This is a genomic window from Coriobacteriia bacterium (genome assembly GCA_014859305.1).
Classification (GTDB): Bacteria; Actinomycetota; Coriobacteriia; order Anaerosomatales; family Kmv31; genus Kmv31.
Genome location: JACUUM010000043.1, coordinates 1 through 21187, shown reverse-complemented (window position 1 = coordinate 21187; position 21187 = coordinate 1). Strand labels below are relative to the sequence as shown.

Here is a 21187-nt window from a genome sequence, read left to right as displayed (position 1 = left end):
TAGCACGAGTGCCTGACACACGATCTGCCGGTAGCCCCATACGGTGCGATGATGAGGCGTGGGATGTGCTGTTGCGAGCAGAGCGGGTCGGGGTGTCCTGATGAGGAAAGCAGGGGTAATCGTTGCAATCATCGCTGGTGTCCTCGGTGTACTTTCCGCACTTCTAACCCTCGTCTTCGGAGGTCTGGGTGCAGCGCTAGAGGCCGAGGGTTCTGGGACAGTGATCGGCCTAGGTTGGGGCGGCCTAGCGTTCGCGTTCGCGACCATTGTGCTCGGCGCTATGTCGCAATCGTCGCGAAGAGTCGCCTCCCAGGGTTCTGCTGATTGTGGCCTCGGTCCTCGGCGCGGTCCTTGGAGGTACGCTCGTCGCGATCTTCATGGTGCTCGCCTTGGCAGGTGGTGTCCTAGCTGTTCTAGGAAGGAAGAAAGTCGCGGTGGAATCGCCGGGCGCACCCTAGCGGCATTACTGCAGCAATAGGTGCAGCAACGCTTGAGATTCCGTTGGCGTCCACCGACGTCCCCCGAAGGCGCAACATGGCGTTGACCAGGCGCGGGAGGACGGCCACGTCCCGTCAAGTGGTGTGTGAAGCTCCCTGCTCCATCCCCACCGCCGGCTCTCAGCCGGCCATGAGCGCCGGCACCACCTCCGCCTCACCGTCGAGCGTCTCAAGCGGCGGCCGCAGGGCTGTCTCGATCGACTCGGCGGACATGTAGCGCCGCGACACCTGCCACTCGTCGTGCTGCTCGGAAGGCACCGAGCCGATCAGGCGGATGATCGCCGCGCGGTCCGGGAAGACGCCGACCACGTAACTGCGCCGTCGGATCTCCCGGTTGAGCCGCTCCTGGGGGTTGTTCGACCATATCTGGCGCCAGTGCGCTTGCAGGAATGTTGCAAACGCGGCGATGTCGGGTGCGGCCTCTTCAAGCATCTCCGCGACATCGGGGAAGCGCTCGGAGAGCTGCTCGACGACCCTGGCGAGCAGCGCGAGGTCGTCGACAAGCTGAAGGTGGGCCTCGAGGGCATGCGCGGTAGGCACTCGGCGAACACGTGAGGACGCCCCGGAGGACGAAAGGGGCCCGGGCGGAACGCTCCTCGGGCCCCTGCGCCTTGACGGATCGGCGGCCTAGCGCCCGCTACGCGTGCGCCATGGGCCGGCTCACCGTCGCGGTCGTGACGTCGGACTCCAACTGGAGCCCATCGGCGTACTTGTCGAAGTAGCTGCTCGAGCTGATGAAGTTCACGACGCTCTCGATCTTGGCGTCGTCGTAGCCCAGCTGCTTCAACATCGCCGTCTCGAAATCCGTTCAATACCTGCAGCCGTTCGTCACGTCCACGGCGAGGCTCATGAGCGTGACCATCTCCTTGCCCCACGTCCGCTCGGCCTGCTTGTAGCCCTCCCACTGCAGCTTGAGGATCTCGGGCTGATGGGCCAGCGCCTTGAAGATGTTCGGCACGAACCCGAAGCCGTAGTGCGTCTTGATGTCCTCGTAGACCTGTCGGACCTCCGCGGACGCCTCGTTCTCCTCGATCAGGTGGATCGTCGCCATCGCTTTCACCTCCCTTCGCGGCGTGCACGTGTGGTACCCGGGACGCACGGCCGCGAACCGCCGGGCGGAGACCTGCCCGCGCATCGGTCCGGGTTGTGGGAACGGGCCTCGCGGGACGATACTCGGGCAGCTGGGGGACGCCGAGGACGGAAGGGGGCCCACGATGGGCGAGGCGCCGGCCTATCCGCCGCAGTCGGCGGGGGCGCGGATGGTCTCCTCCGTGCCGGTCGCGCGCGAGGAGGCGACCGTGGGCGAGGTCCTGGGGCTCATCGTGGCTCCGGACTCGCCGCGCTGGGACGCACTGACCTACACGCTGGTCCTCGACGACGAGGGCCGCCTGGTCGGGCTCGTGACGATCGAGCAGCTCAGCAACACGCCGCCCGACACGCAGCTGTCGGCCGTCATGCGCCGTGACGTAGCCTCGGTCGCGCCCGAAGCCGACCAGGAGGAGGCGGTCCGCGTCGCGATCAGCCGCGGGCTGGACGCGGTGCCCGTCGTCGAGGCGGACGGAGAGGTCCTCGGCGCGATCGACGAGGACGCGATCCTGCGCATACTGCACGAGGAGCACGTCGAGGACATGCTGCTGCAGTCCGGCGTGAGGCCCGAGCCCGGCTTCGACATCGCCGGGGCGACCGCCCCGCAACTGGTGCGGCGGCGCCTGCCCTGGCTCGTCGTCGGGCTGGCGGGAGGCATGCTGGCGACCGAGGTGGTCCGCGGTTTCGAGGCCACGCTGCAGCGCCGGCTGGAGCTGGCGTTCTTCATCCCGGTCATCGTGTACATGGCCGACGCGGTGGCGACGCAGACCGAGACGATCTTCATCCGCTCCATGGCGACCGGCTCGCTCGACGTCCGCCGCTATGTGGTGCGCGAGCAGGGGATAGGCGCGCTCATCGCCCTCGCTTCGGCGGCGCTGATGGCCGCGTTCGCCCAGCTCCGTTTCGGGGAGCCGCGCATCTCGGCGATCGTGGGGCTGTCGATGCTCGCGTCGATCTTCGCCGGGGTCTCGATCGCCGTCCTCATCCCGTGGGCTCTCGCCCGCCTGGGCAAGGACCCGGCGTACGGCGCGGGCCCCTTCGCGACGATCGTGCAGGACGTCCTGTCGATCGTGATCTACTTCGTCGTCGCCACGGCGGTCCTGTTCGCCGCCGCATGACGCCGACGCCCCGCGTCGCCACCGTCGCGAGCGGGGCGTTCCCGCGCGACGAGGGTCGTGTCACCATGGTCGTACTCTCAAGAGGAGGGCCGGTGGTAGAGGAACGCCCGAGGGCGGCGGACGCCCCGGAGCACGGCATGTACTCGGTGGCCAACCTGATCACGGTGGTCAGGTTGCTGCTCATCCCGATCTTCCTGTCGCTGCTGCTCTCGAGGGCGGACAAGAGCGACCTGATCGCGTTCGTGGTCTTCTCGCTGGCCGCCTCCACCGACTGGCTGGACGGCATGATCGCCCGCCGCACGGGTACCGTCACCACCGTCGGCAAGGTCATCGACCCGCTCGTGGACCGGCTGCTGATCGCCTCGGGCGTCGTGGGGCTCTACATCGTGGACCGCCTGCCGCTCTGGGTGGTGGTCGTGCTCGTGGCGCGCGACGCCTACCTGCTCTATGGGGCGTACGTGCTGGAGCGGTATCGTATGAGGATGCCGGTGACCTACGCCGGCAAGATCACGACCGCGGTGCTGCTGACCGGCTTCGCGGCGCTGGTGCTCGGCTGGCCGTCCGTGCACGTCGGCGCGCTCGGCCTCCGCTACGCCGGCGAGCTGCTCATCTACGCCGGTCTGGCGCTCTCGCTGGGGACGGCGGCGCAGTACACGGTGCGGGCGAAGCGGATGGTGGACGGGGCGAAGGCCGAGGGGACGGCAGCGCGAGGCGGGTGACGGGTCGTCCGGGGCCGGCGACGGCGGCCGGCCGGCGGAAGGGGGCGTTTGCGATAAGAGCGGTCATCATGGCCGGCGGCGAGGGCACGAGGCTCCGCCCGCTCACGAGCCTGCGGCCCAAACCGATGGTCCCGATCGTCAACCAGCCGTGCATGGAGCACATCCTCGGGCTCGTGAAGCACCACGGGATGACGGAGGTCGTGGCGACCCTGCAGTTCATGCCGCAGGTCATCCAGGACTACTTCGGCGGGGGTGAGGAGTGGGGCACCGAGATCGCCTACGCCGTGGAGGAGACGCCGCTGGGCACCGCGGGCTCGGTGCGCAACGCCGCCGAGCACCTCACCGAGACGTTCCTCGTCATCTCCGGCGACGCGCTCACCGACGTCGATCTCTCCGAGGTCATCGCCTTCCACGAGCGCCGCGGCGCGGCCGTCACCATCGCGCTCAAGAGCGTGCCCGACCCGCTGGAGTTCGGCGTGGTCATCGCAGACGACGAGGGCCGGATCCAGCGCTTCCTCGAGAAGCCGACCTGGGGGCAGGTCTTCTCGGACACCATCAACACGGGCATCTACGTGCTGGAGCCCGAGGTCTTCGAGCACATCCCCGAGGACGAGCCGTACGACTTCTCCTCGCAGCTCTTCCCGGACCTCATGCGCAAGGGCCTCCCGCTGTACGGCTGCGTCGTCGACGGCTACTGGTGCGACGTCGGCAGCCTCGAGAGCTACGTCCAGGCGCACCGCGACGTGCTGGACGGCCGGGCGAAGCTGTACGTCCCGGGGACGCGCACCACCGGCGACGTGTGGATCGGCGAGGGCGCTCAGGTCCAAGAGGGAGCCGTCCTGCGCTCCAAGGTCGTCGTGGGCGCGAACGCCAAGATCCGCGGCGGCGCGGAGCTGGCGGAGTACACGGTCCTCGGCGACAACTGCGTGATCGGGCATGACTCCGTCGTGGAGCGCTCGATCCTGTGGAACGACACGTTCGTCGGCGCGGGCGCTACCGTGCGGGGAGCGGTGCTGTGCCGCCGAGTGGACGTGCGCAAGCGTGCGACGGTGGAGGTCGGCGTGGCCATCGGCGACGAGGCGATGGTGGGTCACGACGCGTTCATAGGCAACGACGTGCAGATCTACCCGTTCAAGCGTATCGAGCCGGCCGCCGTGGTGAGCTCCTCGGTGATCTGGGAGACAGCCGCGCTGCGCTCGCTCTTCGGGACCGAGGGCATATCCGGGCTCGTCGGCGTGGACGTGACACCGGAGTCGGCGCTGAAGGCCGCCCAGGCGTTCGGGACGACCCTGCCGAGCGGGTCGCACGTGGTCATGAGCCGGGACAACAGCCGCGCGGCCCGCATGATCAAGCGCGCCATGGTCGCGGGGCTGAACTCGGCGGGGCTGAGCGTGCGCGACCTGCGCGTCGCCTCGCCGGCGGTCAACAGGTTCACGACCCGTGACACCCGCTCCGTCGGCGGGGTCCACGTCTGCGCCTCTCCCAAGGACGTACAGTCGCTGCAGATCCAGTTCTACGGCGCCAACGGCCTGGACATCACGCCCTGGGAGCAGAAGAAGGTCGAGCGCCTGTACTTCCGCAACGAGTTCCGCCGCTCCTTCCTCTCCGAGGTGGGGGAGATCATCTACCCGCCCCGCGCGCTCGAGTACTACGCGCAGGGACTGAGCGACGCGCTGCGCGGCGCCGGGCGCGGAGAGGGCAGAGAGGCCGAGGAGGAGCCCGAGGAGGCCGCGGCGGGGCGCAGGCTGCGGGTGGTGGCCGACATGGGCTTCGGCGTCGCCTCGATCGTCCTGCCCCAGGTCGCCACCGGCTGGCCGGCCGACCTGCTCACGCTCAACCCCATCCCCGACGCCGAGAAGACCTACGTGAGCGGTCGCGAGCGCACGGCGCACCTGGACCGCCTGCGGACCGACGTGGAGATGTTCGGTGCCGACCTCGGGATCAGGTTCGACCTGCCCGGCGAGAGGATCGACATCGTCACGCCCGCCGGCAGGATGCTGGACGGCGACACGGCGCTGCACCTGATGGTGGCGCTGTGGTGCGGGACGGGCCGGGCCGCCTCCGGTCTCGTGGTGCCCGCGCACGCCTCCGTCGTGGTGGACGAGATAGCGGCGCGCTGCGGCGCACGCGTGGTCCGCAGCGGCCGCTCCAGGCAGTCGCTGGCCGAGACGGCGGTGCGCGAGAAGGCGGGCTTCGCGGGAGGCCGGAACGGGTGCTACGTCTTCCCGGCCCTCCTCGCCGCCTGCGACGGCATCATGAGCCTCGGCATGCTCGTCCGCATGCTGTCCGAGACCGAGGAGGATCTCGACGCGGTCGTCGAGCGCCTGCCTGCGCCCCACCTGCGGGAGAAGGCGGTCTTCTGCCCCATCGATCGCAAGGGCGCCGTCATGCGGGCGGTCACCGAGGCCGTGGCGGGGATGGACGTCCGGCTCGCCGACGGGGTGCGCGTGACGCTGGAGGACGGCTGGGCGCTCGTGCTGCCCCACCCGTTCGAGCCGCTCGTGGACGTGTACGCGGAAGGCGTCGACGACGCCTCGGCCGACGAGAACCTCGCGAGGTTCGAGAGGATGGTCTCGGGGGCCGCGGGGTAGCGGCCCCTCGCGTCGCTGGACGCGCCGCTACCGTCTGCCCGGCCGGGCCTGGTATAATCGCCGCCGAGTGGTCGGCTCACCAGCACACACGGGGTCGCGTAGTGTCCTCCCGGTACCGGCCGGTCTTGGCCGTCGTATTCTGCGTGCTCGGCTTCATGCTCGCCGTGGCGTTCAACACCAAAGCGCGCTCAGCCAGCGTCCGGCCGGAGCGAGCGGCGGACCTGCCCGCGGTCGTGCGCGACATGGAGCGTCAGCGCCACGCCCTGCAGGACCGGCTGGAGGACCTGCGGGACAGCATGGCCGAGGCGGACCGCCTCGCGGCCGCCGACGCCGGCGTCCGCGAGTCGTTCTCGGCCGAGCTGGAGGCGGCGAGGGCGGCCGCCGGGCTGACGGCCGTGCAAGGCCCCGGGGTCGAGATACTCCTGGGAGACGGGAAGGACGTGCCCCCCGGAGCGGACCCGAACGACTACCTTATCCACGACTACGACCTGTCCGGCGTGGTGAACGCCCTGCTCGCGGGCGGGGCTGAGGCGGTGAGCGTGAACGGGGAACGGATCGTGGCCACCACCCCCATACGCTGTGCCGGGACGACGATCCTCGTGAACTCGACGCGGCTGGGCAACCCCTACGTCGTGCTCGCGGTCGGCGACCCGGACGCACTGGCGCGGTCGGTCCTCGACGACCCGATGACCGGACCGGTCTTCGGCGCGTACAAGACGCGGTACGGCTTGGAGGCCCGGCTCGTGACCAGGGCCGAGATCACCGTCCCGTCGTATCGCGGCAGCACCCAGCCCGCGTACGCCCGGCCGGGAGGTGGCGCATCGTGATGGTGCTCCTGCTGGCGCTCGCGCTGGGCATGACGCTCGGCCTGCTGACCAACCTGAGCGTGCCGGTGGCGCTGCTCACCTACCTCGGCGTGGCGGTGCTCGCGGCGCTGGACAGCTGCCTCGGCGGGGTGCGGGCGAGCCTGGAGCGGAGCTTCGACGACCGCGCCTTCGTCACCGGCTTCCTCACGAACACGCTGATGGCGGCGCTGATCGTGTTCATCGGCGAGCGCATAGGGGTGCGGGAGCTGTACCTGGCGGCCGTCGTCGCCTTCGGCGTGCGCATGTTCGACAACCTCGGCGCCGTACGACGGCTGATCCTAGAGCGGCTGGGGTGGGAGTAGTGGGCGCGCTGGACGGAGGTCCCCGCCGCACGTTCACCGTCCTGCGGGACGAGTCCATCCGTCGGGTCATCGCGACCGAGAAGGCCGTGGAGAGCCAGTTCCACGAGGCGCGGCTGTTCCTGACGCTGGCCATGGCCGTCGGGCTGGTCGGGTTCCTGCTCGTCGCGCAGTGGCGGGGCAACGCCAGCTACGCCCGGTCCCTGGAAGCGCAGAGCAGCGCCGACCTCGCCTCCATCATCCAGCAGATCGCCGCGGAGAACGACGCGATGCGCGAGGAGGCGCTCCAGCTGGAGCTGCGGCTGATGCAGGCCGAGGCGGGCGGCAAGGGCCGGAGCGAGCTGCTCAACGCCGCCGCGCGCGAGCTGAAGGACCTGCGTCTCGTCGCGGGGCTCGAGGCCGCCGTCGGCCCCGGCATCGTCGTGACGCTGTCGGACCCCGAGAGCGTCCTGCTCCCGGTGGACCTGCTCGCGTTCGTCAACGAGTTGAAGTCCTCGGGCGCCGAGGCGGTGGCGGTGGACGGGCGGCGCATGGGCGCGCTCTCCGGCTTCTCCGGCGACGCCGGCAGCGTCACGCTGGACGGGCAGGCTCTCGAGCCCCCCTACCTCGTCCAGGCCATCGGCAAGCCCGAAGCGCTCTCCCAAGCCGTCTCCATGCCGGGAGGGGTCGCCGCCGCGTTCGCGACCTACCCCGGCGTGCAGGTATCCGTCAGCGAGAGCGACGACGTCGCCGTCCCCGCGGCGCCCGACGGGCGCTTCGTGGTCGGCGAGCCCATCAAGGAGAAGTGAATGCGACTCACCGCCCGCTTGAAACGATCCCCGGTGTGGTTCCGTTTCGCGGTCCTGCCGCTGGGAGCCGTCCTGCTCGTCTCGGTCCTCGCCGTGACCGCCGACGCGGTCGCGATGTGGGGCAGGGTGCACCCCGGCGTACGCGTGGGCGGCGTGGCGGTCGGGTGGATGAGGCCCGCCGACGCCCGTGCGAGGCTCGCCGCGCATGCCCAGGACAGCCTGTCGCGCCCGGTCAAGCTCAGGTTCGAGGAGCGCGAGTGGGAGGTGACGGCGGAGAAGGTCGGAGCCAGCGTCGACGCCACACGGCACATCGAGGCGGCGATGGGCGTCGGCCGCCGCGGCCCAGCCGCCTCCCGGCTCAGCGCGAGGCTCGCCGCGTGGTTCCGCCCCGTCGAGCTGCCGATGAGGACCGACCTCGACCCGAAGGCGACCGACCCGCTGCTCGACGACGTGGCCGAGGCGGTGCTGCGCAAGCCCAAGGACGCCGCGGTCAAGGTCGAGGGCGGGAAGGCGCGGCTCGAGCCCGCCGCGGTGGGTGTCGAGATGCGGCGCGAGGCCGTGGAGGAGAGCCTGCGTGCCGCGTTCGTCTCCAGCGAGCGTTCAGTCAACGTCGCCGTGGGCTTCATCCCGGTGAGCGTGGCCGACGAGGACGCCGCGGAGGCGCTGGCGCATGCGGAGCGCATGGCCTCGGGACCGGTGCGCATCGAGCACGAGGACCGGAGCTGGGAGTTCAGCGCGAGAGACGTGGGGTCGTGGCTGTCGTTCCGCGCGGTGCCCGTGCCGGTCGAGGCGCAAGCCGCGAAGGGGTCGACGTCCTCGGCGGAGTCCCCGTCGGCCGAGGGTGACGTCGGCACCGGGCAGCGCATGCAGCTCGAGGCGTACGTGGAGGGGGAGAAGGTGGCCCGGTCCGTGGGCCCCAAGGTCGGCGGCGTGGGCCGCGAGCCCGTGGACGCCTCGTTCAAGGTCTCCGACGGGAGGGTGACGATCGTGCCGTCCAGGGACGGCACGGGCCCCGACATGAAGGCGCTGGCCAAGGAGCTCACGGTCGTGCTCAAGGGCGACGGGGAGCGCGTCGTGACGCTGCGCACGCGCCGGGTCGAGCCGGAGATAACGACCGCTAAGGCGCGGGGGATGGGCATCAAGGAGCGCATCGCCACCTACTCGACGAACTACGACCCCACGAACAGATCGCGCGTGAACAACATCCACACTCTGGCCAAGGCGCTCGACGGCTCCCTCGTGCCGCCGGGGGGGACGTTCTCGTTCAACGAGACGATCGGTCCTCGGACGGCGGAGAAGGGCTATCAGGAAGCCGCGGCCATCGTCAACGGCAAGCTGGTGCCGCAGCTCGGAGGGGGCATCTGCCAGGTCGGGACGACCTTCTTCAACACCGTGTTCTTCTCGGGCCTGCCGGTCGTCGAGAGGCGCAACCACTCCTTCTACATCAGCAGCTACCCGAAGGGGCGGGACGCGACGATCTCCTGGGGCGGCCCGGACCTGAAGTTCCGCAACGACACCGAGCACTGGGTGCTGGTCAAGACGGGGTTCGGAGCGGGCTCGCTCACGGTGAGCCTGTACGGCACGGACCCGGGATACGAGGTGGCGTACACCACCGGCGACTTCACCGACGTGCGCCCGCACAGCGTCTCGGAGGTCGAGGACGACACCCTGGACGAGGGCAAGCGCGTCGTGCAGGACCCGGGCGTGGACGGGCGCAAGTGCGTCGTGACCCGGACCGTGAGGAAGGGCGGCACGGTGGTGCGGACCGACACCTTCACCTCCGTGTACAAGCCCAAGGAGGAGGTCGTGCGCGTCGGCACGAGGAAGGTCGAGGCGCCGGCCGAGGAGGAGGGCTCCCTCTCGGGCGCCCGGTAGGGCGCGAGGAGCGGCCGCCAAGGATGCGGCGGCGGCCCGCCTGGCGGGCGCCGGCGCGGAGGGGAGTGAGGGGTGTACCAGCCGGAATACGAGGCGATGTCCCGCGCGCAGCTCGAGGAGCTCCAGCTTCGGCGGTTGCGGACGGTGCTCGCCCGTGTCCACGGGAACGTGGAGACCTACCGGCGCAAGTTCGACGAGGCGGGTCTCGCCCCGGCCTCGGTGAGCTCGCTGGAGGACCTGGAGGCGGTGCCGTTCACGGTCAAGGACGACCTGAGGGCCGCCTACCCCTACGGCATGTTCGCCGCACCGCTGCACGACATCGTGCGCGTGCACAGCTCCTCGGGCACGACCGGGCAGATCACGGTCGTCGGCTACACGGCCAACGACATATCGAACTGGGCCGATCTCATGGCCCGCACGATCGCGTGCGCGGGCGGGACGGCCGACGACGTCGTGCAGGTGACGTACGGGTACGGCCTGTTCACAGGTGGTCTGGGCGTGCACTACGGTTCCGAGCGGCTCGGCGCCGTCACCGTGCCCATCTCCGGAGGGATGACCAAGCGCCAGGTGCAGGTGATGCGCGACTTCGGCACGACGATCCTGGCCTGCACCCCCAGCTACGCGCTGCTCCTGGCGGAGACGGCCGGGGAGATGGGCGTGGACGTCCGCTCGCTGCCGCTGCGCGCCGGCATCTTCGGGGCGGAGCCCTGGAGCGAGAACATGCGCCGGCAGATCGAACGGGCGCTCGACGTGAAGGCGATCGACATCTACGGCCTGTCCGAGGTCCTCGGTCCCGGGGTGGCCTCCGAGTGCCTCGAGCAGGACGGCCTGCACGTCAACGAGGATCACTTCCTGATCGAGATCGTCGACCCCGAGACGCTCGAGCCCGTGCCCGACGGCGAGCGCGGTGAGGTGGTGTTCACCACGCTGACCAAGGAGGGCATCCCGGTCATCCGGTACCGCACGCGCGACATCTCCAGGATCGTGCCCGGCGAGTGCCCCTGCGGCCGCACGTTCCGCCGCATGGAGCGGGTGACGGGGCGCACGGACGACATGCTGATCGTGCGCGGCGTCAACGTCTTCCCGAGCCAGATCGAGCAGGTCCTGGCGGGCATCCCCGGCGTCGCGCCCCACTACCAGGTCATCCTCTCGAAGCGCGGGGCGATGGACCACGTGGAGGTGCACGTCGAGGTCGTGCCCGACACGGATTTCGACGAGATCCGCGAGCTCGAGACGCTGCGCCGCAAGGTCGCTTCCGAGATCCAGGCGGCACTCGCGGTGAACCTGGACGTCAAGCTCGTCGAGCCCAAGTCCATCGAGCGCAGCCAGGGAAAGGCGAAGCGCGTCGTGGATGCCCGTTCCGAGCAGGGGGGAGTGTGAGGGCGCCATGGTCGAGCAGGTCTCTGTGTTCCTCGAGAACGAGCCCGGGCACCTCGCGGAGCTGACCCGCGCGCTCGCCGCGGCCGGGATCAACATGCGCGCGCTCGTGGTCGCCGACACGGCCGAGTTCGGGGTCGTGCGCATCATCTGCGACCGTCCTCGCGCCGCCAAGGAGGCGCTGGAGGCCTCCGGGTTCGGCGTCACGCTGACGCGCGTGCTCGCCGTCCAGATGCCCGACCGCCCAGGGGGTCTCGCCCAGGTGGTGGGCGTGCTCTCCGACGCCGGCGTGAACATCGAGTACATGTACGCGTTCGTCGAACCCGGTGCGGACGCCGCCGTGGACATCGTGCGCGTGGACGATCCGAAGCGGGCCGCGGAGGCGCTGGAGGACGCGGGTGTGCGATGCCTGCGCGCCGAGGACCTCTACGCGACGGAGGACGCCGGCTCGTCCTGACCGGCGGCGGGGGCCTCCTCGGGGGCCAGCGCTTCCAGCAGCGACGCGAGCCGGCCGACATCGTCGGGCGTGCCGAGGACCTCGACGGTCACGGACGCGTCTCGCGCGCCGAGCAGCTCGCGCACCCCTGTGCGAACGCGCTCCGCGGCGACGAGCGCCCCGGATCGACCGGTCTGAGGCAGGACGGCGCAGAAGCGGCCGTCGTCGAGGCGCCCGACCTCGTCCACCAGCCGGAGGTCGGTGCGGACGTGGTTGGCGACGCGCCTCAGCAGCGACTTCTGCCGGCTGACGCGGAGCTCGGCGGTGAGCTGGGGCGCCAGCGCGAGCAGGACCACGGAGTACTCGCTACCGTAGCGGAGGTGCTGTCCGTGGCAGCCGGCGATGCTGCGGGCGACGGCCCTCTGGTTGAAGACCCGCGTCCACTCGTCGATCCGGGAGGCGTCCTCGAGGCGGGCGAAGATGTACCTGATGCGCCCGCAGAGCTCGCCGCCGAGGATGCCGATGACCCCGTAAGCCCCCACGCGCACGGCGAGCATCGACGCGACGTCGGCGGTGAGCCCCCCTTCCGACACGACGGTGGGGACTCGGATCGCGAAGTACGCCGACGACGCGACGACGGCGGCCAGGAAGCCTCCCCGGCGTCCCCAGTGGACGGCGCCGATGAGCACGACCAGCAGCAGGACCTGGCCGGCGAGCTCCTCGAGGACGGCCCGGCGTCCCAGCGATATCGTCATCGCGCCGATGATCGCGGCCGCGCCGACGTAGAGGACGAGCCGCTCGAACCGTTCGTAGGTCACCCGACGCTCCTCTCTTCGAAACCGCCGTACGACGCCCTAGCCGTCGTGCCCGGGGTGGGTGCAGAGCACGACGCCGGCCTCGTCGAGTACGAGGGGCCGCCCGTCGGCCGCACAGCGCCTGGCGCGCGCGAACGTCCTGGCGTACGGCTCGAGGTCGTCCATCACCGCGGGCCTCCGTCCGTCGTGAGCCGCCTGGTATTGGGTGACGGCCTGCGTGAGAGTACGCTGGTTCGACAGGCACGCGACCCTCGCCGCGACGCTGGTGTTCGCGGTGAAGGACGCTATCGCGATCGCCACGATGACGCCCATGATCGCCAGCACGATCAGAAGCTCCACGAGGCTGAACCCGTCATCGGTGCGCGGCAACCGACGTTCTCCTCCCCGGGCCGGGCCCCACTCCACACGCCAGTATATCGGGCGGGCTGTGGCATACAATTAGCGGGAACGTCCCCGACCCCGCCCTGGAGCAGGAGGAACGCAGGGATGCTGCGCACCACCGCGGTCGCGCTCGTGCTCGCGCTCTCGTTGGCCTCCGCCTCCGCCCCGGCGGCCGCCGTCGTGCGCCCCGTCGACCGTGTGGCCGGGGTGCCCGTCTCCGAGCTGGAAGGCACGGACACGGGTCGCGCCGCACCGGACCTGGAGATGGCCTCGGGCTACCTCGGCACGATGGAAGGCCGCGAACTGTGGTCGCGGGGTGCGGACAGGCGCCGGCCGATCGCGAGCACGACCAAGATCATGACGGCCGTGCTCGTCCTGGAGAGCGGCGTCGACGCCGAGGAGCGCGTCCGCGTCTCCGCCGAGGCCGCGCGCGTGGGACGGGCGCGGTACAACCTGCGCGCCGGCGACGTGCGCTCTGTCCGGCAGCTGATGGAGGAGATGCTCGTGAAGTCCGGCAACGACGCGGCATCGGCGCTGGCCGAGCACGTGGCCGGGTCGGAGGAGGCCTTCGTAGCTCTCATGAACGAGAAGGCCCGCGATCTCGGGCTGGACGACACGCGCTACGCGAACCCCCACGGCCTGGACGCCGAGGGGCACTACTCCACGGCGCGGGACCTCGCGGCGCTGGCCCGGTACGCGATGCGGGACGCCGAGTTCCGCCGGATCGTGAGCATGCCCTCCTGCACGGTCTCGGTGGGGGGCGTCGACCGGCGCATGGAGAACACGAACGTGCTCCTGGGGGACGTCGAGGGGCTCGTGGGGGTGAAGACAGGCATGACGCGGTCGGCGGGCTGGTGCCAGGTGAGCCAGGCCGAACGCGGGGAGGCGCGCCTGCTCGCGGTCGTGCTGGGGACTCGCGCCGAGGACAGCCGCGCCGAGCAGAGCCGCCTGCTCCTGGAGTGGGGCTTCGAGCACTACCGGCCGCGGGAGCTCGCCTCCGCGGGTGAGACGATGGGTCTCGTGCCGGTGTCGGACTACCTGGACGTCGCGGTCGTGGCCCGCGTCGCGGAGGCGACCTCCACGCTCCTGTTCGACCTCGACGGCGATCTCCGGCGGGCGCTGGACATCGTGCCCTCGGTCGACGCGCCCGTCGCGGAGGGGGACCGCCTGGGCACGTTATCGGTGTACCAGGGGGAGCGGCTCGTCGCCGAGGTGCCGGTCGCCGCGGCCGCCGGCGTCCCCGTCCCGACCCTGTGGGAACGGATCAGGGTGTCCCTCGTCCGCACCTGGCGCGCTTGGTTCGGGCCGAAGGGACCGGCTGCTCGGTCGGGGAAGCCGGCGGCCGCGCCGGCGGTTCCCTGAGGCGGCGCGGGGAGCGAGGAGGCAGGGGATGGCGGAGGCGGCTCGGACGCGGCTGCACGCCGAGCACGTGGCGCTGGGTGCTCGGATGGCGCCGTTCGGCGGGTCGTGGATGCCCATCTGGTACGCCGGCATCAGCGAGGAGGTCGCGGCGACGCGCACCTCGGTGGGCGTGTTCGACGTGGGCCACATGCCCGCGTTCCGGGTCTTCGGCTTCGGGGCCTTCGACTACCTGCAGGGCGTCCTCACCAACGACCTCGGCCGCATCTCCGAGGTCGGTGCGGCGCAGTACACGCTGATGTGCGCCGAGGACGGCGGCATCGTCGATGACGTGATCGCGTACCACTCCGGCGACCTGGAGTACATCCTCGTCGCGAACGCGGGCAACGGTCGCGCCGACCGGGAATGGCTCGCCGCCCGTCTCCCCGAGGGTTCGGAGCCGGGCGGTGGGAACGGCGAGTGTCGGCCCGAGGACGGCGCGGTGGAGCTCGTCGACGAATCGGGCCGCACCGCGATCGTAGCCGTGCAGGGCCCGCTGTCGCTGGAGGTCCTGCGCGAGCTCGGCGGGGCCGACCTCTCGCTGCCGCCGCGCTTCCACTTGGGGGAAGGCCGCCTCGGCGGCATCCCCGTGCTGCTGGCCCGCACCGGCTACACGGGAGAGGACGGAGTGGAGGCGTTCTGCCACGAGAGCCACGCCTCGGCCCTGTGGCGGCTGCTCCTCAGCGTCCCGGAGGTCACACCGTGTGGCCTGGGCGCGCGCGACGTCCTGCGCCTCGAGATGGGCTACCCGCTGCATGGCGCGGAGATCGGACGGGAGGTGGACCCCGTCACCGCGGGTCTCGGCTGGGCGGTCTCGCTCGAGAAGGGCGGGTTCGTGGGCGCCGAGTCGGTAGCGCGTATCGCCGAGGAGGGGCCGCGCAGGAGACTCGTGGGACTGCGCCTGGCCGAGGGGGTCCCGCGGGCGGGGTATGCCGTGTTGCACCGCGGCAACGAGGTGGGTAAGGTGGCAAGCGGCACGTTCTCGCCGACGCTCGGGGAGGGTATCGCGCTCGCGTACGTGCCCGCGGAGCTCGCAGGGGAAGGGACCGGGCTCCAGGTGCGGGCACGCCGCAGGACCTTCGCCGCGCTCGTGGTGAGGCCGCCGTTCGTCAAGGGAACGTCACTGGCCGGGTCCGGCTCCTAGGGCGAGCCGGAGCCCGACGCTTCTCGAAAGGAGCGCGCGCCGATGTCGAGCTATCCCAAGGAGCTCAAGTACGACAAGGAGCACGAATGGGTCCGCGCCGAGGGCGACACCGCCGTCATCGGCATCTCCTACTTCGCGCAGGATCAACTCGGCGAGGTGGTCTACGTGGACCTGCCCGACGAAGGCGACGAGGTGGTCGCGGGCGAGACGTTCGGCGAGATCGAGTCGGTGAAGTCCGTCTCCGAGCTGTACTCGCCGCTGACCGGGGAGGTCGTACGGGTCAACGAGGCGCTCGGCGACACGCCCGAGACCGTCAACGAGGACCCGTACGGCGAAGGATGGATGATCGAGGTCCGCATGGCCGATCCCTCTCAGGTCGACGACCTGATGACCGCCGAGGAGTACGAGGCTTTCGTCTCCGAGGAGTCGTAGGGGCGTCCGCTCGCTGACGACGGGGGGAGCGGATGCGCTTCATACCGGTGAACGGCGCGCAGCGCGAGCGGATGCTGCGCGCCGTCGGCGTGTCCGACGCCGGGGAGCTCTTCGACGGCCTGCCGGCGGAGGTGAGGCTGGACCGGCCGCTCCGCCTGCCGCCGGGGCTGGCCGAGGAGGAGCTGATCGCACACCTGCGGGAGCTGGCGGCGCGAGACCTGGACGCCTCTCGCGTGGTCTCGTTCCTCGGCGCCGGGTGCTACGACCACTACGTGCCCGCCATCGTGCGGCACGTCGTCTCGAAGCCGGAGTTCTTCACCGCCTACACCCCGTATCAGGCCGAGGCGAGCCAGGGCACGCTACAGGCCGTGTACGAGTTCCAGACGATGGTCGCGGAGCTGGCGGGGATGGACGTGGCCAACGCGTCGATGTACGACGGCGCGACCGCGTTCGCGGAGGCGGCGTACCTCGCCGCGCGCGCGACCGGCCGAGCGAAGGTGGCCGTGAGCGGCGCCGTGCATCCCGAGTGGGTCGACACCCTTCGCTCGTACGCGGGATCGGGACTGCTCGAGGTGGAGATCGTCCGGTTCGACCCCCGGACCGGCCTCAGCGGCGCGGACGCCTTGCGCGCCGCGGCGACGGGCGCGGCCGCGCTGATGGTGGCAAGCCCGAACTTCTTCGGCTGCATCGAGGACCTTCCGGCCGCCTCCGCCGTCGCCCACGACGCCGGCGCGCTGCTCATCGCCGCGTTCGCCCCCGCCCTCTCGGGGGTGCTCGAGGCGCCTGGCGAGCTCGGCGCCGACGTGGCCGTGGCGGAGGGTCAGCCCCTGGGCGGCCCGATGAGCTTCGGCGGGCCCGGGCTGGGCCTGTTCGCCTGCCGGGAGAGGTTCCTGCGCCGGATGCCCGGCCGGGTCGTGGGCCGGACGGTGGATGCGGAGGGGCGTCCGGCCTTCACGCTCGCCCTGCAGACGCGCGAACAGCACGTGCGGCGCGAGAAGGCCACGAGCAACATCTGCAGCGACCATTCGCTCAACGCGCTCGCCGCGGCGGTCCACCTCGCGGCGCTGGGGGCCGAGGGCCTCGAGCAGCTGGGCCGCGCGTGCGTGGGGAAAGCGGCGTACCTGCGCGAACGTCTCGTGGCGACCGGCCGGTTCGAGCGCCGTTTCGCCTCGCCGCACGGGCACGAGGTCGCGCTGCGCTACCTCGGAGACGCCGACGAGATGCTCGAGGAGATGCTGGATCGCGGCTACCTGGCGGGACTGCACCTGCGGCGCTTCTTCCCCGACGAGGACGGTACCGTGCTCCTGTGCGCGACCGAGAGGCGGACCCGCGGCGAGATCGATGCGCTGGCCGAGGAGGTGGCGTCGCTGTGACCGGGGACCGGTCCGACGCCGGGCCCGGCCGGCGCGTGGGGGAGGCGCGCCAGGGAGGCCGGCCGCTGGTCTTCGAGGTCGGGGCGCCCGGCCTGCGGGTCGGGGTGCTCTCCGAGCGGCTCGACGTCCCCGTCGTGGAGCCCGCCGAGGCGTTCGGGCCGGCCGCTCGCGCCGAGCCGCCGATGCTCCCGCACGCCACGGAGGGACAGCTGGCGCGCCACTACGCTAGGCTCGCCGCGGTGAACTTCGGCGTGGACACGGGGTTCTACCCCCTGGGCTCGTGCACCATGAAGCACAACCCGAGGGTGAGCGAGGACGCGGCGCGGCTGCCGGGGTTCGCTGCGGTGCACCCCTACCAGCCCGCCTCCACCGTGCAGGGCGCCCTCGGGCTCATGCACGCTCTGCAGGGCGTCCTCGCCGAGGTCTCGGGGCTGCCCGGCGTGACGCTGCAACCGTCGGCCGGTGCGCACGGCGAACTGACCGCGCTGCTCGTCTTCCGCGCCGCTCACGGGCAGCGCGGGGACGCGACGTCGCGCAGGTGCGTGCTCGTGCCGGACACCGCGCACGGGACGAACCCCGCGAGCGTCGCGATGGCGGGCTGGGAGGTCCGGCAGGTGCCGACGGATGGCCGGGGCAACATCGACCTCGGCGAGCTGCGCTCGGCGCTCGGTCCGCACGTGGCGGCGGTCATGCTGACGAACCCCAACACCCTGGGCCTGTTCGAGGAGCGGATCCTGGAGGTGACGGCGTCGGCGCACCGGGCGGGGGCGTTCGTCTACTGCGACGGAGCGAACCTCAACGCGATCCTCGGCAAGGCGCGCCCGGGGGACATGGGCTTCGACGCGCTGCACGTGAACCTCCATAAGACCTTCGCGACGCCGCACGGCGGGGGAGGGCCGGGCTCCGGACCTGTGTGCGTCAGCGCCGAGCTGGCGCCGTACCTGCCTGCCCCGGTCGTCGCCGAGGTCGAGGGAGGAGGATACGGTCTCGTCGAGCCCGAGCGCACGATCGGCAGGGTCCGATCCTTCCTCGGCAACTTCGGCGTGGCCGTGCGAGCCTACGCCTACGCTCTCGCTCTGGGGTCCGAGGGGCTGGAGGAGGTGGCCGAGCAGGCGGTGCTGTCGGCCAACTACCTCAAGGAGAGGCTCAAGGTCGCGTACGACCTGCCGTACGACCGGACGTGCATGCACGAGTTCGTACTATCGGGCCGCCGCCAGCGCCGCCGAGCCGGTATCCGCGCTCTCGACATAGCGAAGCGGCTGCTGGACTTCGGCTTCCACCCGCCGACCGTCTACTTCCCGCTGGTCGTGGAGGAGGCGCTGATGATCGAGCCCACGGAGACCGAGGACCCGGACACGCTCGACGCTTTCGCCGAGGCGATGCTGCGCATAGCGCGCGAAGCCGAGGAGGAGCCCGAGGTGCTCCGCTCCGCGCCGCACGCCACGCCCGTCCGGCGTCTCGACGAGGTGCGCGCCGCGAGACGGCCGGACCTGAGATGGCGACGCGTCCGCGCGAGGGGCGGGGGCTAGCCTGCCGTGGACGGCGGGGACCGCGGTTCGTGGTCGGGAGCGGGAGGGCGCTGGCGGGTCATCCTGCACGGCGCGCGTCCCGGGGCGTGGAACATGGCGGTCGACGAGGCCGTCCTGGAGGCTCGAGCGCGGGACGAGGCTCCCGCGACCCTCAGGCTCTACTGGTGGGAGAGGCCCACGGTCAGCCTGGGGCGGTTCCAGGCCGCCGCGGACGTGGACCTGGAGGCCTGTGCCCGAGCCGGCGTCGACGTCGTGCGGAGGCCGACCGGAGGCCGCGCGGTCCTGCACGACGCGGAACTGACGTACAGCGTCGTGGCGTCCGTCGCGGACGGCATGCCCGCGGCGGTCGCGGCCGGCTACCGTGCCCTCTGCGGCGCGCTGGTGGCGGCGTACAGGCGGCTCGGCGTGGCCGCGGCGCTCACCCCGCGCCCGCGCGGCCGGCGCTCGTCCGCGTGCTACCTGCAGGCCACCTGCGCGGACGTCTCGCTCGGCGACGCCAAGCTCTGCGGGAGCGCGCAGGTCAGGCGCGGGAAGGTCTGCCTGCAGCACGGTTCCCTCGTGGTGGCGCGCGACCTCGCGCTCGAGGCGCGTCTCCTCAGGCTGGACGAGGAGGCCGCGGGGCGCCTGGGGCGCGGCACGGCGACCATCCGCGACGCGCTCGGCCGCGACGTCTCGCGCGAGGAGGTCGGGCGCGCGCTGCGCGGGGGCATGGCCCAGGAGTTGGGGGTCGTGCTCCGCGAGGGCGCGCTGAGCCCCGCCGAGGAGGAGCGTGCGGCCGTGTTGTCGCGAGCCGCGACCGTGGTCTCGCAGCCGCCGCCGGATGCCGGGGCCGACGGCGCCGGCCGGCCGGCGACGGCTCCCGATGACCGTGTCGTACCCTTGGGCTACAATGTGAAGCGGCCGAGTGGGGGGCACGTTAGGGAGGGGCGATGACGGAAGAAGAGAGAAGGCTCGAATCCGCGCTTCTCGACCTCGACGACAAGAGCAACGAGGAACTGCGCGAGATCCTCAACCAGCTCTACGAGGAGGAGCAGCGGATCAGCTATCGCCGGCGTGTCCTGCACGGCAAGATAGACATCCTGCGGGCGGAACTCGTGCGGCGGCTGAAGGAACAGCGCGAGTCCGGCGGAGACGTCATCTCCGGCGCCGACATCGAGCGGTTGATCAAGATCCTCTCGAACGACCTGCGGGGCGTGTCCGACGTGGACGTCGCCGCGATGCTGGACGAGGACGACGAGGAGTACTGAGCTCACGATCGCAGGCTCGCGAAGGAGGACGTGTTGCCGACGCTGGTGGAGCGGGTCCGGGCCTTCATGGATGAACTGGCCACCGACCCCGTGGAGGAGCGGGTGGTCGAGTACGTGTTGCGCGAGGTGCGCAACGGGCGCCGGCTGACCGAGGCGTTGCGCGACCCGTACGTCAAGAACCGTCTGAGCGAGGAGCGTCTGCAGCACGTGCTGGAGAGCTCGGAGATCGTCTCCGCGCTCGAGGAGCAGATCGCGGAATCCTTCCGCTCGAGGGAGTTCGGCTTCCCGGAGCAGTAGGGTACCGTCCGCGTCGCACGAAGGAGCGAGATGGCGGACTGCCCGGCGTGTGGAGCGAACATCGGAAAGGACGAGGACCGGTGTCCGTCGTGCGGTTCGCCCGCTGAGACCACGACGGAGGCCTTCTCGGTCCTCGGTGAGCCGCCGCGCCCCGGCCCGGCCGAGGATGTCGGAGGCCCGGTCCTGGTCGTGCGCAAGGGACCGGAGGTCGGGGAGCGCTTCTTCATCGAAGCCGAGTCGATGACGCTGGGCCGCGACCCGGATTGCGACGTCTTCCTGAACGACGTGACGGTCTCCCGCCGTCATGCCCGCGTGTTCCTGAAGGGCGCCGACTACGTCATCGAGGACGTGGGCTCACTCAACGGCACCTACGTCAACGGGGTGCGCGTGGACGCGGCTCCGCTGCACGCGGGGGACATCGTCCAGGTGGGAACGTTCCAGATGGTCTTCTATCCGGGCGGCGGGGGGTAGCATGCCTCGCTCCCGCGAGTACATGACCATCGGGGAGGTGGTCGAGAAGCTCTCCTCGGCCCACCCGGACCTGTCGATCTCGAAGATCCGCTTCCTGGAGGAGGAGGGGCTGGTCGCCCCCGAGCGCACCGCGGGCGGCTATCGGAAGTTCGGCCCCGCCGACGTCTCACGCATCGAGCTGGTGTTGCGCCTCCAGAAGGAGCACTTCCTGCCGCTCGCGGTGATCCGCGAGAAGCTGGCCGAGTTGGATCGCGGCCGCGTCCCCTCCGAACTCGAGAGCGCCGTCGCCGGATCCGCTCGGCCCGCGACCCTGCCCTTCGAAGAGGCCGAGACTGTCCCGGTCGCCGGAGCCCCGTCGCTCCTGGGCCTTCCCGCCTCGTTCATCACCGAGTTGGCGGACTTCGGGCTCGTCGCGCCCGTCGAAGGCGAGGAAGGGCCGGAGCTCAGG

24 protein-coding genes are annotated in these 21187 nt (G+C 71.2%); 19 read left to right on the top strand and 5 right to left on the bottom strand.

The window, feature by feature from the left end:
• Window positions 1–617: 617 nt before the first annotated feature.
• From IBX62_08665 to IBX62_08655, 3 genes are all read right to left on the bottom strand, one after another.
• Complete coding sequence (locus tag IBX62_08665; GenBank protein ID MBE0477153.1) at window positions 618–1037, bottom strand: transposase; 420 nt, start codon at window positions 1035–1037, stop codon at window positions 618–620.
• 97 nt (window positions 1038–1134) lie between these two features.
• Window positions 1135–1287, bottom strand: a complete 153-nt coding sequence (locus IBX62_08660; protein MBE0477152.1) for a hypothetical protein — start codon at window positions 1285–1287, stop codon at window positions 1135–1137.
• Between the two features lie 18 nt (window positions 1288–1305).
• A complete protein-coding gene (locus IBX62_08655; GenBank protein ID MBE0477151.1) occupies window positions 1306–1548 on the bottom strand; it encodes a hypothetical protein in 243 nt (80 codons plus the stop codon).
• Between the two features lie 163 nt (window positions 1549–1711).
• On the opposite strand from IBX62_08655, the gene IBX62_08650 reads away from it, so the two are divergent.
• From IBX62_08650 to IBX62_08610, 9 genes are all read left to right on the top strand, one after another.
• Window positions 1712–2701, top strand: coding sequence for a magnesium transporter (locus IBX62_08650; GenBank protein MBE0477150.1), 990 nt, complete (start codon window positions 1712–1714; stop codon window positions 2699–2701).
• 92 nt (window positions 2702–2793) lie between these two features.
• The gene (locus IBX62_08645; GenBank protein ID MBE0477149.1) at window positions 2794–3420 is read left to right on the top strand and encodes a CDP-alcohol phosphatidyltransferase family protein; all 627 of its coding nucleotides are present in this window, start codon (window positions 2794–2796) and stop codon (window positions 3418–3420) included.
• A 68-nt stretch (window positions 3421–3488) separates the two neighbouring features.
• A complete protein-coding gene (locus tag IBX62_08640; GenBank protein ID MBE0477148.1) occupies window positions 3489–6011 on the top strand; it encodes an NTP transferase domain-containing protein in 2523 nt (840 codons plus the stop codon).
• Window positions 6012–6136: 125 nt separating this feature from the next.
• Window positions 6137–6838, top strand: a complete 702-nt coding sequence (locus IBX62_08635) for a DUF881 domain-containing protein (GenBank protein MBE0477147.1) — start codon at window positions 6137–6139, stop codon at window positions 6836–6838.
• Window positions 6835–7179, top strand: a complete 345-nt coding sequence (locus tag IBX62_08630) for a small basic family protein (GenBank protein ID MBE0477146.1) — start codon at window positions 6835–6837, stop codon at window positions 7177–7179. The genes IBX62_08635 and IBX62_08630 overlap by 4 nt, the downstream gene beginning before the upstream one ends.
• The gene (locus tag IBX62_08625; GenBank protein MBE0477145.1) at window positions 7170–7964 is read left to right on the top strand and encodes a DUF881 domain-containing protein; all 795 of its coding nucleotides are present in this window, start codon (window positions 7170–7172) and stop codon (window positions 7962–7964) included. The genes IBX62_08630 and IBX62_08625 overlap by 10 nt, the downstream gene beginning before the upstream one ends.
• On the top strand, window positions 7965–9839 hold the full coding sequence (locus tag IBX62_08620; protein MBE0477144.1) for a VanW family protein: 1875 nt from the start codon (window positions 7965–7967) through the stop codon (window positions 9837–9839).
• A gap of 96 nt (window positions 9840–9935) precedes the next feature.
• Entirely contained in the window at window positions 9936–11219 is a 1284-nt protein-coding gene (locus tag IBX62_08615; GenBank protein MBE0477143.1) for a phenylacetate--CoA ligase, read from the top strand.
• A 7-nt stretch (window positions 11220–11226) separates the two neighbouring features.
• Complete coding sequence (locus IBX62_08610; GenBank protein MBE0477142.1) at window positions 11227–11673, top strand: ACT domain-containing protein; 447 nt, start codon at window positions 11227–11229, stop codon at window positions 11671–11673.
• On the opposite strand, the gene IBX62_08605 is transcribed toward IBX62_08610, so the two are convergent.
• A complete protein-coding gene (locus IBX62_08605) occupies window positions 11643–12470 on the bottom strand; it encodes a diguanylate cyclase (GenBank protein ID MBE0477141.1) in 828 nt (275 codons plus the stop codon). The two genes, IBX62_08610 and IBX62_08605, sit on opposite strands and share 31 nt — an antisense overlap.
• Before the next feature lie 36 nt (window positions 12471–12506).
• Window positions 12507–12836, bottom strand: coding sequence for a prepilin-type N-terminal cleavage/methylation domain-containing protein (locus IBX62_08600; protein MBE0477140.1), 330 nt, complete (start codon window positions 12834–12836; stop codon window positions 12507–12509).
• 117 nt (window positions 12837–12953) lie between these two features.
• Between IBX62_08600 and IBX62_08595 the strand changes: the two genes are divergently transcribed.
• The 10 genes from IBX62_08595 to IBX62_08550 all read left to right on the top strand — a co-directional run.
• Window positions 12954–14210: a D-alanyl-D-alanine carboxypeptidase gene (locus tag IBX62_08595; GenBank protein ID MBE0477139.1), complete on the top strand. Its 1257-nt coding sequence runs from the start codon at window positions 12954–12956 to the stop codon at window positions 14208–14210.
• 28 nt (window positions 14211–14238) lie between these two features.
• Window positions 14239–15390, top strand: a complete 1152-nt coding sequence (gcvT, locus tag IBX62_08590; protein MBE0477138.1) for a glycine cleavage system aminomethyltransferase GcvT — start codon at window positions 14239–14241, stop codon at window positions 15388–15390.
• A gap of 42 nt (window positions 15391–15432) precedes the next feature.
• A complete protein-coding gene (gene gcvH / locus IBX62_08585; GenBank protein ID MBE0477137.1) occupies window positions 15433–15822 on the top strand; it encodes a glycine cleavage system protein GcvH in 390 nt (129 codons plus the stop codon).
• A gap of 32 nt (window positions 15823–15854) precedes the next feature.
• Window positions 15855–17195 carry an aminomethyl-transferring glycine dehydrogenase subunit GcvPA gene (gene gcvPA / locus IBX62_08580; GenBank protein ID MBE0477136.1) on the top strand — a complete coding sequence of 447 codons (1341 nt, stop codon included), beginning with the start codon at window positions 15855–15857 and terminating at the stop codon, window positions 17193–17195.
• A gap of 35 nt (window positions 17196–17230) precedes the next feature.
• Complete coding sequence (gene gcvPB / locus IBX62_08575; protein ID MBE0477135.1) at window positions 17231–18724, top strand: aminomethyl-transferring glycine dehydrogenase subunit GcvPB; 1494 nt, start codon at window positions 17231–17233, stop codon at window positions 18722–18724.
• Between the two features lie 6 nt (window positions 18725–18730).
• Window positions 18731–19657, top strand: coding sequence for a lipoate--protein ligase family protein (locus tag IBX62_08570; GenBank protein MBE0477134.1), 927 nt, complete (start codon window positions 18731–18733; stop codon window positions 19655–19657).
• Window positions 19654–19971: a hypothetical protein gene (locus tag IBX62_08565; GenBank protein ID MBE0477133.1), complete on the top strand. Its 318-nt coding sequence runs from the start codon at window positions 19654–19656 to the stop codon at window positions 19969–19971. Before IBX62_08570 ends, IBX62_08565 begins: the two co-directional genes overlap by 4 nt.
• Before the next feature lie 33 nt (window positions 19972–20004).
• Window positions 20005–20268 (top strand): hypothetical protein, encoded by a 264-nt coding sequence (locus tag IBX62_08560; protein MBE0477132.1) that lies wholly within the window; start codon window positions 20005–20007, stop codon window positions 20266–20268.
• 30 nt (window positions 20269–20298) lie between these two features.
• Window positions 20299–20739: an FHA domain-containing protein gene (locus tag IBX62_08555; protein ID MBE0477131.1), complete on the top strand. Its 441-nt coding sequence runs from the start codon at window positions 20299–20301 to the stop codon at window positions 20737–20739.
• A gap of 22 nt (window positions 20740–20761) precedes the next feature.
• Window positions 20762–21187: MerR family transcriptional regulator (locus tag IBX62_08550; protein MBE0477130.1), on the top strand; the 426-nt coding region annotated here is incomplete at its 3' end.